Annotated in this window: 11 protein-coding genes and 1 tRNA gene; 1 reads left to right on the top strand and 11 read right to left on the bottom strand. The window is 33.1% G+C overall.

The features are described from left to right. The first annotated feature begins 113 nt into the window (after positions 1 to 113). Positions 114 to 1013: an alpha/beta hydrolase family protein gene (locus tag BMW63_RS06720; RefSeq protein WP_074722519.1), complete on the top strand. Its 900-nt coding sequence runs from the start codon at positions 114 to 116 to the stop codon at positions 1011 to 1013. 220 nt (positions 1014 to 1233) lie between these two features. Here the strand turns inward: BMW63_RS06720 and lepB are convergent, their stop codons facing one another. The 11 genes from lepB to BMW63_RS06665 all read right to left on the bottom strand — a co-directional run bounded on the left by lepB (position 1234) and on the right by BMW63_RS06665 (position 13271). Further along, the gene (gene lepB, locus BMW63_RS06715) at positions 1234 to 2835 is read right to left on the bottom strand and encodes a signal peptidase I (RefSeq protein ID WP_074722517.1); all 1602 of its coding nucleotides are present in this window, start codon (positions 2833 to 2835) and stop codon (positions 1234 to 1236) included. A gap of 81 nt (positions 2836 to 2916) precedes the next feature. Next, positions 2917 to 3987, bottom strand: a complete 1071-nt coding sequence (locus BMW63_RS06710; RefSeq protein ID WP_074722515.1) for a helix-turn-helix domain-containing protein — start codon at positions 3985 to 3987, stop codon at positions 2917 to 2919. A 488-nt stretch (positions 3988 to 4475) separates the two neighbouring features. Further along, positions 4476 to 5720: a site-specific integrase gene (locus tag BMW63_RS06705; protein WP_074722513.1), complete on the bottom strand. Its 1245-nt coding sequence runs from the start codon at positions 5718 to 5720 to the stop codon at positions 4476 to 4478. A gap of 270 nt (positions 5721 to 5990) precedes the next feature. Further along, positions 5991 to 6078 (bottom strand) — tRNA-Ser (locus BMW63_RS06700). A gap of 166 nt (positions 6079 to 6244) precedes the next feature. Further along, positions 6245 to 7378 carry a 3,4-dihydroxy-2-butanone-4-phosphate synthase gene (gene ribB / locus BMW63_RS06695; protein WP_074722511.1) on the bottom strand — a complete coding sequence of 378 codons (1134 nt, stop codon included), beginning with the start codon at positions 7376 to 7378 and terminating at the stop codon, positions 6245 to 6247. A gap of 9 nt (positions 7379 to 7387) precedes the next feature. Beyond that, the gene (locus BMW63_RS06690) at positions 7388 to 8827 is read right to left on the bottom strand and encodes an LptF/LptG family permease (RefSeq protein ID WP_074722509.1); all 1440 of its coding nucleotides are present in this window, start codon (positions 8825 to 8827) and stop codon (positions 7388 to 7390) included. Between the two features lie 8 nt (positions 8828 to 8835). After that, positions 8836 to 9477 (bottom strand): outer membrane lipoprotein periplasmic chaperone LolA1, encoded by a 642-nt coding sequence (locus BMW63_RS06685; protein WP_139174206.1) that lies wholly within the window; start codon positions 9475 to 9477, stop codon positions 8836 to 8838. Positions 9478 to 9481: 4 nt separating this feature from the next. Then, positions 9482 to 11920: a DNA translocase FtsK gene (locus BMW63_RS06680; protein WP_074722505.1), complete on the bottom strand. Its 2439-nt coding sequence runs from the start codon at positions 11918 to 11920 to the stop codon at positions 9482 to 9484. Positions 11921 to 11942: 22 nt separating this feature from the next. After that, on the bottom strand, positions 11943 to 12317 hold the full coding sequence (locus tag BMW63_RS06675; protein ID WP_074722503.1) for a diacylglycerol kinase family protein: 375 nt from the start codon (positions 12315 to 12317) through the stop codon (positions 11943 to 11945). A gap of 10 nt (positions 12318 to 12327) precedes the next feature. After that, positions 12328 to 12825, bottom strand: a complete 498-nt coding sequence (gene tpx, locus BMW63_RS06670) for a thiol peroxidase (RefSeq protein ID WP_074722501.1) — start codon at positions 12823 to 12825, stop codon at positions 12328 to 12330. A 188-nt stretch (positions 12826 to 13013) separates the two neighbouring features. Continuing rightward, the gene (locus tag BMW63_RS06665; protein ID WP_074722499.1) at positions 13014 to 13271 is read right to left on the bottom strand and encodes a DUF6952 family protein; all 258 of its coding nucleotides are present in this window, start codon (positions 13269 to 13271) and stop codon (positions 13014 to 13016) included. Between the last annotated feature and the right edge of the window lie 28 nt (positions 13272 to 13299).

Below are 13299 nucleotides of genomic sequence, written 5' to 3'. Positions count from 1 at the left end.
ATATTTACTTCCTAATTAACAAAATAAAGTTCGTTTGGAGGTTTTTAGACGAATTGAAGTTGTGGGCAATGCTAACGCAGACCATTCAAAACATTTTTTTATATTAAACCAAAATGAACATTAGCTTTTTTTCTAACTTATTTCTTTGGTTATTATTAATAACTTTACCAGAAATTGTATTTTGTCAATCGGCCGACTTTATCATTCAAGATGTAAAATTTGAAAGTCAGGGCGTCACTCTTGCAGGCTCAATTTTAACGCCTAAAAAAACAACTGCAGCAGTTGTAATTGTTCATGGGTCTGATCCTGTAAAAAGAGAAATGGAGTTCGCTAAACGTCTTGCGAAAGAAGGTATTGCCGTATTGACATATGATAAACGTGGAGTTGGGGAATCGGGCGGTGTATATGTAGGGCCATCTGTTGGTACTAATAATATTGACACTACTAATCTTAATTTATTATCTCACGATGCAAGTTCAGCAGTAAACACATTTCGAACCTATTTGAAAGATAAAAAAACACCAATTGGATTAGTTGGCTTCAGTCAAGCAGGATGGATAATCCCAATTGCTGCAAACAAAAATCCACAAATAGAATTTATGATTTTATTTAGTTGCCCAACAATTACAACTCTAGAACAACTTCGATTTCAGTTTTATACTAACGGCAACAATAATTTTTGGGAAAATCATACAGAATCAGATGCTCGTGAACATACTAAAAATGATCCAGACAGGTATCAATTCGTTGCGACTGACCCAAAAATTTCTCTGAATACTCTTTCAATTCCGGGACTTTGGCTTTTTGGTGAGAAAGATATACAGATTCCAGTAAAGTTGTGTATGGAGCAATTAAATACATTGAAAGCTCAAGGTAAACCTTTCGAATATACTTTGTTTTCTAAATTAGGACACAATACTTCTTCCGGCGATATTACAGAAACTGTTGATATTTCAATTCAATGGATAAAACAGAAAGCTTTGAATATTAAGAAGTTTAAATCATCCAAATAAAGCACTGCCTACAACAGCTAAGGCTCGTTGGGCTTGAAAAGCCAACAATGAAGCCTGCGCTGAATGGAAACTATAGGCAGTTTAAATCCTGTATATTTACTTCCTAATTAAAAAAACAAAGTTTGTTTGGAGGTTTTTAGATGAACAGACGTTGTAGGTAACGCGGTTACAAAATTGCACTTAAAAAGTATATTTTTTTGAAAGATTTTAATTAGTAAAATTATTCCTTTTTGACATCTCTTATTTTACGGTATCTATTGTAAGCCGAACAAATAATTAAAATAATTACAAAATAAACGAGATAAGATCGCGGTTCTCCTATGCCTCCAACTGTTGTAAACATTCGATTCCATCTAATTTTATTAATTCCTTTGCCATCAGTATTCCAACTTAACCAAATAAAAATTGGCTTGCCAACCACATGGTCAAAAGGAACAAATCCCCAAAATCTAGCGTCAATTGAATTATCTCTATTGTCGCCCATCATCCAGTAATAATCTTGTTTAAAGGTATAATTTGTAGCAAGATTATTATCAATAAAAATCTGATTTCCTCGCACCGATAGCTGATGACCTTCATATTCCGTGATTAATCTTTTATAAAGCGGTAGAATATTTACATTTATGTCAATTGTCTTTCCTTTTTCAGGAATGTAAATTGGTCCAAAAAAATCAGCATTCCAATTGTAATTCTTGTCATAAGGTAATATTTTAGAATCTCGATCTCCTTTATTATTTTTTCTCAATTCAAGACTTTCTATGTATGGATTATTCCTAGCATTAGCAACAGCTTCTTCTGTTGCTTGAACAAAATATTCTCCAGATTTAGAATCGTAAGCTATTCCATCGGTTATATCATATAATTTTAGAATATTAGACGCCTCCTCATAAGAAGAAAATTGAGCTTTAAATTTAATAGTATATGAAAACTGCAATTTTGTTCTATCAGATAGTTTAGTTTGTTTTCCATCAATAAATACGTAACCATTTCTAACTTCCAAAGTGTCTCCAGGAATTCCTACACAGCGTTTTACCAAGTTTGTTTTTTTGTCGATAGGTTTGTAATAATTTCTATCAGGTGAAAAATTATCCATATCCAAAAGAGTATCGGCTGGTTGGTTAAAAACTACAATATCGTTACGTTCTATTTGTTGAAAACCAGGCAATCTTAAATACGGTAATTGAAATATGTTTAAGATTGAAGTTTCTTTTTTTGAAATATCATCATTGAACATGTAGGATTTCTTTTTTACGAAAGGAATTGTGTCATGTACCATTGGCAAAGTAACTGTTGTAATTGGTACTCTGGCTCCATAATGCAACTTACTTACAAATAAAAAATCTCCAACTAATAATGATTTCTCCATTGACGAAGATGGAATTGTGAAAGGCTGAATAACATATGTATGAACAATAGTAGCAACAATAACAGCAAACAATAGTGAACTTACAGTTTCTCCTAATCCTGCTTTTGGGCTTAAGTTTCTATCCTTTACGTATTCTAATTTATCAGAATTATAATTCAAATAGGCAATATAAAAGCCTAAAGATAGTACTACTAACAAAGTGTCCTTTGTGGTGTTTTTACCAAAACTACGAATGGTTTCAACCCAAACAACAGGAAACATTATTAAATTTATTATAGGAATAAAAAATAGAAACACCCACCATTTAGGTCTATTAATTATTTGCATTAATATAATGGCATTGTAAATTGGTATTAATGCTTCCCAAGATTTTCTACCTGCTTTTACATACAATTTAAAAGTGGCTAAAAAATGAACAAATTGGATAATAAAGAATAATAAGAAAAATTTAGTCATTTGAATAATTTAAAGAATTTATGCAAAACTCGTTTAAATTATTACTAACAGATACTAAATTCATGATTCTGGCACACCAAATTATAAATCTAATTCTGATTTTTTTATGAATGATTGTCGATAATTAATTGCGGTAGTATTTGTTAGTTTTTTAAATGTATCATTAAAAGAAGAAATACTATTAAAGCCACTTTCAAAAGCAATTGTAGCAATTTTATAATTATGAAATTTAGGATTTTTTAAATTTTTTTTAGCTTCTCCAATACGATATTTAGCAATATATTGGGAATAGTTTGTGTTTTCAATTTGGTTGATAATTTGAGATAGTTGCTTAGAAGAAATGTTCATTCTTTCTGCTAATTTTACTAAAGTCAACTCTGGATCTAAAAATAATTTGTCATTTTCCATAAATTGATTAAGCTGTTTATAATACTCACTTGCTTTTGTATTATTTAATGTTGAATTAGTATATTTCTTCTTTTCATCTTCAAATATCCACAAATTTTGACATCCCAAAATTGCTAAAGAAATAATTATAAATGAAAACAAGAAAGCACTACTAGGATAAAAAGAAACAACATCAAAGAATACTAATATTGCATGAATAAAAATTAAAGTTGTAGCTACTATAAATGCAATTAACCAATTTTTAATTTTCACGTTCTTTTGTGAAACATCATGAAAGTTTGGGTGTTTTACTAACCAATAAAAACTATAACAACAGTAAATTAAACCGTGTATGAATAAGAACAAATAAAAATTTCCTAAGTTCGTAATTCCATTATTTGGGACAAACACTGTTAAAATCATTACCAAAAAAAATGGTGCATAATGCCGATAACAATCTATCCTTTTTAAGGAAGCATTATTATTATATAAAAGATTTACATAAAACCATAAACAGGGACCTATTAATAAAAATAAGCCTAAAAATAAGATGAGAATAGAATCGGTAATTGCATAATAATTGTGAAATAACGCTTTTCCTGTACGCAAGCTTAATGTTAAAAGATATACAGCCAAAAATAAATTTGCTTTTGAATTTTTACTTGTTTTGGCAAGAAGTATTATTCCAAAGAAAAACCCCAAAACAACACCTATACTGCTAATTAATAATTCAAAGCGACTAAAAAATCCTGGTTCAAAATTCATCAAACAAAGAAACTAAAATCTTAAGTATTTTACAATTGATTTATCCTTTATTGCTTTTACGCGAAAAATCTCTGTATTTCATCAAAATTTGAAAATAATGAGCTACTTAAAAGCGAGGGTTTCGTTGCGTGCGTAGAACGAACAATGAAACCCCCGGTTGAACGGAATCGCTTATAAGTTTTATTTCTCTGATTTGATCTCTTTTATCATACACTCGAGTTTTTCTCGCTGTTGTTTTGCTTTTTCATCATATGCCTTTTGCCTTCTCTCGAAAGTAACTTGTTGCTGAACGAGTTCTTTGTGCAGGGTAGGAGGGTATCATATAAAAAAACCTCTATAAAATCCAAAGGGCTGATATGAAAATATTTTTTTTTGATTCTTCTTCAGAGACTTTTTTGAGATCTTTAATAAATTCTCAAACTATACTGAACCTTTATATTGTTACTAATTTCCTTAAACATTAGGAAAATTTAAAGGGATAGAAAATATCAGATTGTTTTTTGTTCCTTTTTTGTCTCTATCTTACTGAATTTGTCTCGTAGAATTTTCATGTCTTCACCTACTTTTTTATCAAGTACTTTAGCATAATGTTGTGTGGTTCGTAGATTTTTATGACCAAGCATCTTACTAACACTTTCAATAGGAACTCCATTGGTTAGTGTTACAGTGGTTGCAAACGTGTGTCGTGCAATATGGAAGGTGAGGTCTTTATCAATCGCACAAATGCCTGCAATCTCTTTTAGATAGGCATTCATTTTCTGATTACTTAAAATAGGGAGCAGTTTGTCTTGGTTGCAGCATTCTGGATACTCTTCATATTTATCAATAATCATTTGCGTAACTGGAAGGATAGGGATTTTGGATGCGGTTTCTGTTTTCTGTCTGTGAGTGAAGATCCATTTCTCGCCATCGATACCTAGGCTTATATGCGATTTGGTTAAGTTTTTGACATCAATGTATGCCAGTCCCGTAAAGCAGCTGAAAAGGAAGATATCGCGAACTAATGATAATCGTTCTGTTTTGAAGTCTTTGTTGATTACGGTCTCTATTTCAGCTTCTGAGAGATACACACGTTCTACTTCTTTCACTTTTGCTTTGTAGTTGGCAAAAGGATTTCTGTCGATCCAATGATTGGCCAAACAGATCTTGATTATTTTGCTGAAGTTCTTGATGTATTTCACTGCGGTATTATTAGCACAATTACGGACGCTTCGCAGAAAGAATTCATACTCCATTATAAAAGCATGATCTACGTGCTTAATGTCTATATCTGATACTTTGTATTTCCATTCTAGAAACTCTACTGTATGTTTTAAAGAAGTGTTGTAGCGTTCCAATGTTCCCGGAGCATATTCCTTTCCTACCAATTCCTTGATTTTGTTGTTATGGTCCTTGAAGATTGGGATAAGCATTCTTTGGTTGTCTTGGATCCCGAGAAGTCTATTTTTAAAAACTTCAATTGTGAGGAGTTCGTTGCGGTGTATTAGTTCCATTTGGATGTCGAATATTTTTGATTTCAGTAAATCAAGGTATTCATTTAATGAACGAGCATTCTCTGTATTACCTTTCATTTTTGACATCTCTGGTGACCATTTAGCAGAATCTATAAATTTTTTGGTACTGAACTCCATTCGATTTCCATCTACAGTTAGTCTTACATAGATAGGAAGTAGACCTGCTGCATTAGCTTTTGTGCTCTTGGCATAAAAATGCAATGTGATTTTAGTTTTCATAGTGGTAACCTTTTAATTAATATTCAATTTAGATTTCTAAAGAATATCAAACAAGATGTTTAAATAGTGGACTAGTGTTATATTAGCCATTGAACAGGTTGTTTGAATTACTTAAGAAGATTTAGCGAGACCCTAATTTTTGAAAAATTCCAGGGTCTCGATTTTATCTCGTTAAGGATGAGATTAGATGAATAATTTGAATATGTAGTAAAAGCAAAAACCCCGTAAATCATAAGATTTACGGGGTTTTGATACCATTTGTTTTTCTACTGGCGGAGAAAGAGGGATTCGAACCCCCGGACCTGTTACAGTCAACAGTTTTCAAGACTGCCGCATTCGACCGCTCTGCCATTTCTCCAGTGAGCGACAACCATTACCTGATTGCGAGTGCAAATATAAGCACCTTTTTCGGTTTACAAAAACAATTTGGATAAAAATTTAAGCAGTTTTTTAAACTATTTTTTAATTGTTTCATTTCCTTTGTTTTAGCTCTGGAAATATTTTTTATAAAAACAATAACGTCTTTAATAAGGTACGTATTCTGTTATTTCTAGACCGTATCCAATCATTCCAACACGTTTTTCTTGTTCGGTATTAGATACCAAGCGAATTTTGGAAATATCGATGTCGTGCAAAATTTGTGCACCAATACCAAAATCTTTGCTGTCAATTTTAATTTTTGGTGCTTTGATCTCACCTTCTGCCTGTAATGTTTTCAATTCTGCGATACGGTTCAGTAGATTTACAGATTGCATATCTTGGTTTATAAATATCACAGCACCTTTTCCTTGCTCATTAATTACTTTAAACATATCATCCAGTTGTTGGTCTGCATTGTTAGTCAAGGTACCTAATAAATCATTGTTCACTTGAGAGGAGTGTATTCTTGTCAAAACAGGCTCTCCGAAATTCCAAGTACCCTTGGTTAAAGCAATATGTATTTGTTTATTTGTAGTCTGCTGGTAAGCTCTTAGACGAAAAGTTCCAAAACGGGTTTGGATATCAAAATCATCTTTTTTAACAATTAGGCTATCGTGTTGCATTCTGTAGGCTACTAGAGCTTCGATAGAAACGAGCTTTAAATTGAATTTTTTAGCCACTTTCACTAATTGTGGTAAACGCGCCATAGATCCATCTTCATTCATTATTTCTACGATCACACCTGCCGATTTGAAACCTGCCAATCGCGCGAAATCAATTGCTGCCTCAGTATGGCCTGTTCTTCGTAAAACGCCACCTTGCTTTGCAATTAATGGGAAAATATGTCCAGGTCTCCCTAAATCATGTGGTTTTGTAGCTGAATCTACTAGCGACAAAATTGTTCTAGCTCTGTCAGCAGCCGATATTCCAGTTGTTACACCGCCACCTCTTAAATCTACAGAAACCGTAAAAGCAGTTTCCATAGGATCGGTATTGTTAGAAACCATTACGTGTAACCCTAGTTCTTTACATCTGCTTTCAGTTAATGGGGCGCAAATCAATCCGCGACCATGTGTAGCCATGAAGTTGATCATTTCTGGAGTTACTTTTTCGGCTGCAGCCAAAAAATCGCCTTCGTTTTCGCGATCTTCATCATCAACTACTATGATTATTTTTCCTTGTCGAATGTCTTCGATTGCTTCCTCGATTGTGTTAAGGGGTATTTTATTTGTAACCATGATCGGTATTTATTTTTTAGATGGAAATAATTTTTGAAATAGTTTTTGGAACGGACTTAGAATAACGTCCATGTTTATTAGTCCTATATCATTTGTGGCTCGATAGGTCAGTAATATAGCTAATGGAGACAATATAAAGGATGACATCCAAGATCCCATAAAAGGAGATAGGCCGTTTTCTTGCGCAATTTTTTTCCCGAATGTATTTATAAAGTGATAAGAAATGAAAATTAAAACAGCAAATATTATAGGTAATCCAAGGCCGCCTTTTCTAATGATGGCGCCCAGTGGTGCTCCAATAAAAAACATCATAAAGCACGCATAAGCGATTACGAATTTATCGAAAAATGCTAGTTGATGATTGTTTATGTTTTTCTGCTTGTTTTCTAAATTAACTTTAGTGGCATCAATAGAGTACCCGGTGCTTACGGTGTTGCTGTTCGCCATTTTTAAAACGGCTAATTTTTGTTTATTTGTATAGACTGATAAAATGTCTGCTGGAAGTGCTTTCTTTTTTTCTATTGTTGTAGATGGAACAACAATCGTATTTGTGATTCCAGTTCTCAAATTAATGTTTTCCGAATAAGATACGATTTCGGTTTTCAAATTTTTATGGAGAGAATCCAAAGTGTAATTTAACTCATTTACAGTTAGCATTGTGTTAGTGTTAGCGATATTATTATCATCAACATCTACTTTGTTTAATTGTGATAAATCAATATTAAGCGTGTATTTTTTAAATGCACTTTTTGCGAAAGGTAATTTTGACCTGTCTTCATATTTTTTAGGAACGATATCTTCATAGTAATTCCCTTCATTGAGGACTAATTGTAAGATACTGGATTTCTCACTGCTGACTAATTTTCCGTCTTTTGCTTTGATTACCGTTTTGCTTCCGTCTCCTATACTGGATTTCTTATGAATGGTAATGCCAGTCAGAATATTTCCGTTATCTCCAGATTTTTTATTGACTTTGATATTGTAATCGCCCACATTGCTAAACTGTCCTTCGGCTATCGCCATGGCTGGTTTTACTTGTGCAATGTTTTTTCTGAAATTGATAAATTTGTATTCGGCATACGGAATTACATTATTGGCAAAAAAGAAGGCGACAATACTTAGTAAAAGAATAAAAGCGGTCAAACTTCTCATCGCTCTTTGCAATGATATACCTGCTGATTTCATAGCTGCAAACTCATAGTTCTCTGCAAGATTTCCAAAGGTCATTATCGAAGCCAGTAATATGGAAAGGGGCAATACTAACGGAATTATTCGAGGCATCGAGAACATCAAAAACTTAACAATTAATGTGATATCCAAATCTTTACCCGCTAGTTCAGCGATAAACAGCCAAACAGTTTGAAGAATGAATATAAAAAACAAGATTACAAATACCGTAGTAAATGTAATCAGGAATGTTTTTAATAAGTATTTGTCAAGAATTTTCACCTAGAGAATTAATCTAATTTATTGATGTAGTAATTTGGATATTTACTTTCGGCAAAGATAAATTGATTTTTTGACAAAGGCTGATTGGTTTTAAAAGAATTAACGGTTAATGTGGTTTTTGTTCCTTTTTTACCCATTTCTATCAAATTATAGATGTGTTTTGTTTGTACATCAATACCTAATAGTATTTCTTTTCTCTGATCTCTTGCATTAGTAGGAATTAGTTTGATGTATTGAATTTTTCGACCTCTTACATCTTGTAGTATATCCATCGAGTATTTATAACCACTATTGAAAAAAGTTAACATTTTTGAAGGTGTAATGGCACTATCGTCTTTTTCATTAAAGCTCGAAATAGTGATTTCTTCATCTTCCGGTACAATAGTGTAGGTTTTTCTACCATCGAATATTTTAGTGATTCCCATGAAATTCAAAACGTATTGATTGTTTTTCATCGTTACATTTCCCTTACTATCTTGATTGATGTTTTCTTTTGAATTATTTAAAGAATATTTAAAATCAATTACAATGTTGTCATAACTTCTCACTCTCGCAGTAACTTGATCTAAAAGCGCTTTTGCTTTTTTGTCTTGTGCTTGTGTTGAAAAGCTAAAAAGGAGAATAAATGTAATTAGAATAAATTTTTTCATGGTATTAATTATTTTGTTCATTGTTAAAAAATTGATCAAGAGAACTCATGTCTAGGATGTTTACACCACGTGCTTTACTTCCTTCAAATGGTCCTACAATTCCAGCAGCTTCTAATTGATCGATTAGTCGGCCGGCTCTGTTGTAGCCCAGTTTTAGTTTTCTTTGTAACAATGATGCTGAGCCTTGTTGTGCGTTAACAATAATTTCGGCAGCTTCTCTAAACAAAGTATCTCTTTCAGAAATATCTACATCAAGATTGATGCCACTATCTTCTCCTACGAACTCTGGAAGTAAATAAGCTGTTGCATATGCTTTTTGGGAACCAATGAAATCGGTTATTTTTTCTACTTCGGGCGTGTCTATAAAAGCACATTGTATACGTACAATATCATTGCCATTCGTATAAAGCATATCACCACGTCCAATCAATTGATCAGCTCCAGAAGTATCCAAAATAGTTCTTGAATCAATTTTTGATGTTACTCTAAAAGCGATTCTAGCAGGAAAGTTGGCTTTGATTAAACCTGTAATTACATTTACCGATGGTCTTTGAGTTGCAATAATTAAGTGTATTCCTATCGCTCTAGCCAATTGAGCCAAACGGGCAATGGGAACTTCGACTTCTTTTCCTGCGGTCATTATTAAATCGGCAAACTCATCCACTACTAATATAATGTAGGGTAAAAAGCGATGTCCATTTTCAGGATTTAGTTTTCTAGCCTTAAATTTATCATTGTATTCTTTAATGTTTCGTACCATCGCATCTTTCAACAACGAATAACGATTATCCATTTCCACGCAAAGAGAGTTCAAGGTATTGACCACTTTAGCATTGTCTGTAAGAATGGCATCTTCACTATCCGGAAGCTTGGCTAAATAATGTCTTTCAATTTTATTAAAAAGAGTCAGCTCTACTTTTTTAGGATCGACCAAGACAAATTTAACTTCGGCAGGGTGTTTTTTGTAAAGTAACGAAGTAAGAACAGCATTTAAACCTACAGACTTTCCTTGTCCTGTAGCACCTGCCATCAATAAGTGAGGCATTTTTGCTAAATCGACTACGAAGGTTTCGTTAGAAATTGTTTTACCTAATGCAATAGGCAACTCCATTTCAGCTTCCTGAAACTTAGCCGAACCAATTACACTTTTCATGGAAACCATGGTTGGATTTTTGTTAGGAACTTCGATACCTATTGTTCCTTTTCCAGGAATGGGTGCAATGATACGAATTCCTAATGCCGAAAGTGATAAGGCAATATCATCTTCAAGATTTTTAATTTTTGAAATACGAATTCCTGCTTCAGGAACGATTTCATATAAAGTGACAGAAGGCCCAACAGTTGCTTTAATCTGTGCAATTTCTATTTTATAGTTGCGCAGCGTATCTACAATTCTGTTTTTATTTTCTTCTAATTCTTGCTGGTTGATTGTAATTCCGCCAGTTGAATACTCTTTTAAAAGATCAATTGTTGGGTATTTATAGTTGGATAAATCCAAAGTAGGATCGAATAAACCAAAATCTGAAACTAGCCTTGACGCTAGATTCTCTTCAATAAGATCTTCTTCGGGAGCAGTTTCAATGACGAATGAATCATCAACAGCGTTTTTATCGGTCAGAGTTTCTTCCACAGCTTTAGGTTTAGCAACAGGGTCGAGATTAATTTCTGAAGAATGACTGATTGTGGGTTTTAAAGCTTCTTTGTTGATTTCAAACTGTGAAGGTTTTGAAGCTTGTGTTGTTTCCTCAAATTCTTTTTCTTCCGTGATAGCAAACTCTTCCAAGTTATAAGAACTTCCTGTATTGACAGATGTATTCGAACCTAAATCCGACTTGATTTCTTTTTTTGTATTTTCGAAAAAGGATTGAATTCTTTCTGGAGAAAGCTTAAGTTTAAATATAACATAAAGGATTAGGCCAAAAATCAAGGTTAAAAGGGTTCCAGTTTTTCCAATATAATCCTGCAGGAATAAATTCAACTCATAGCCAACAGTTCCGCCTAATTCCGGTAGTGAAGTAGCAAAAAATCCAAATAAAATTGATAAAATAATAATAGCAAATAAATCCCAGAACCAGATTCCTTTCAGTTTCTTAGATGAAATGCCAAGAATGAAAAAGATTCCGGTTAAGAAAAATAATCGAACAAATAGAAAGGAGGCAAGCCCAAAACCTTTATAAACAATTAAATCTGCCAAAAAAGCGCCAAATTTACCTAACCAATTTTGAACTGTCTCTGAGCGGTCTGTCATTTCAGATACGGCACTTTGATCTTCTTGTCCATGAATGTAAAACGATATAAAAGCAACTAGTAAAGCAACAGAAAATAGGATAAAAAGACTTCCTAGCACGATTTTGTGTTGTTTTGTCAATACCCACGGTGTTCTTTCTGTAGCTTTTGAGTTGTTTTTTTTGTCTAAAGGTTCTTTTTTTGTTGTTTTCGCCATCCTTGATTGTATGTTCAAATGCTTAAAAAATTAGAGGCACGTATATGATTAAACCGATAATTATTGCTGTTAAAGCTGCAAAAAATACAGCTCCAGCGGCAATGTCTTTTATGAAACCAATTCTTTCATGATAATTAGGATGAATAAAATCAGCGATTTTTTCTACAGCCGTATTCAGACCTTCGATACTCATCACAAAGCCGATTGCCAAGGTTTGGAAAAGCCATTCCGTTGCAGTAATGTGAAAATAGAATCCAGCAAGGGTAACTAAAATCCCTAAGAAAAACTGAACCATTATACTATGTTCTGTCGTGATTAACTTTATAGCGCCTTTTACAGCATAACCGACACTTTTCAGTCTTCCTGTAACAAAGGTATTGTCTTTTTGAAATTCCATTAAAGTAATATTATAGTACAGCTAAAGCAGCCTCGTAATTAGGTTCGTTAGCAATTTCTGGAACTTGTTCTGTATGGATAATAGTGCCGTCTGTGTCAACCACAATAAGCGCTCTTGAGTGCAAGCCAGCCAATGGACCGTCAAGGATTTCGAGACCATTTTTTTTACCAAAATCTCCTGAATTAAAATCAGATAAGTTAATTACATTTTCAAGTCCTTCAGCACCACAGAAACGTTTTTGAGCAAAAGGTAAATCTCTAGAAACACATAATACTGCAGTGTTTTCTAATTTCCCTGCACTCGCGTTGAATTTTCTTACTGAAGTGGCGCAAGTCCCAGTATCGATACTAGGGAATATATTTAGTACCAATCTTTTTCCTGCGAAATCGCTTAGTGAAGCTACAGAAAGATCATTTTGTATTAGTTTAAAGTCAGCTAGTTGCGTCCCCACTTTTGGTAATTCTCCTGAAGTATGTATTGGATTTCCTCCTAATGTAATTGATGCCATGTTTTTTGTTTTTCGTTGTGGTTCAAAAGTATGAAAATTATTTAAGAATTAGGTTTTAAGAATTAAGATTTTAGAACATCGCACAAACGGTTGTAATCAAGTGTCTTTTTGATAAATAGACCGTAAAAGAAAAAAACGCATCCATTTCTGAGTGCGTTTTTCGTATGATTGAACCCTTTGAAGGACTTCTATTTATCGATAGAACCTAAAACTCGTTTCATAAAAGTGTTTAAGGCCTCTTTTTTGTCAGTTCCATTTTTCACCATTTTATGCACTTCTAATGCGCCATACATGTTAGAAATTAATTCGCCGATAACATCTAATTCTTCATCTTTCAAAGAAGGAATCTCAGTCATCGCTTCTAGAACGTCGATAGTTTCGATGATGTAGTCTTGATCATTTTCTTCTATAAACTGAGTCAAATGCTTTATTACAGGTAATTTCATATTTTTTAATTTTGATTTAGGAATGAAA

The sequence above is a fragment of the Flavobacterium frigoris genome (assembly GCF_900111075.1).
Classification (GTDB): Bacteria; Bacteroidota; Bacteroidia; order Flavobacteriales; family Flavobacteriaceae; genus Flavobacterium; species Flavobacterium frigoris.
Note: the sequence above shows the minus strand (reverse complement) of the source record. Positions and strands in the feature narration are given on the sequence as shown.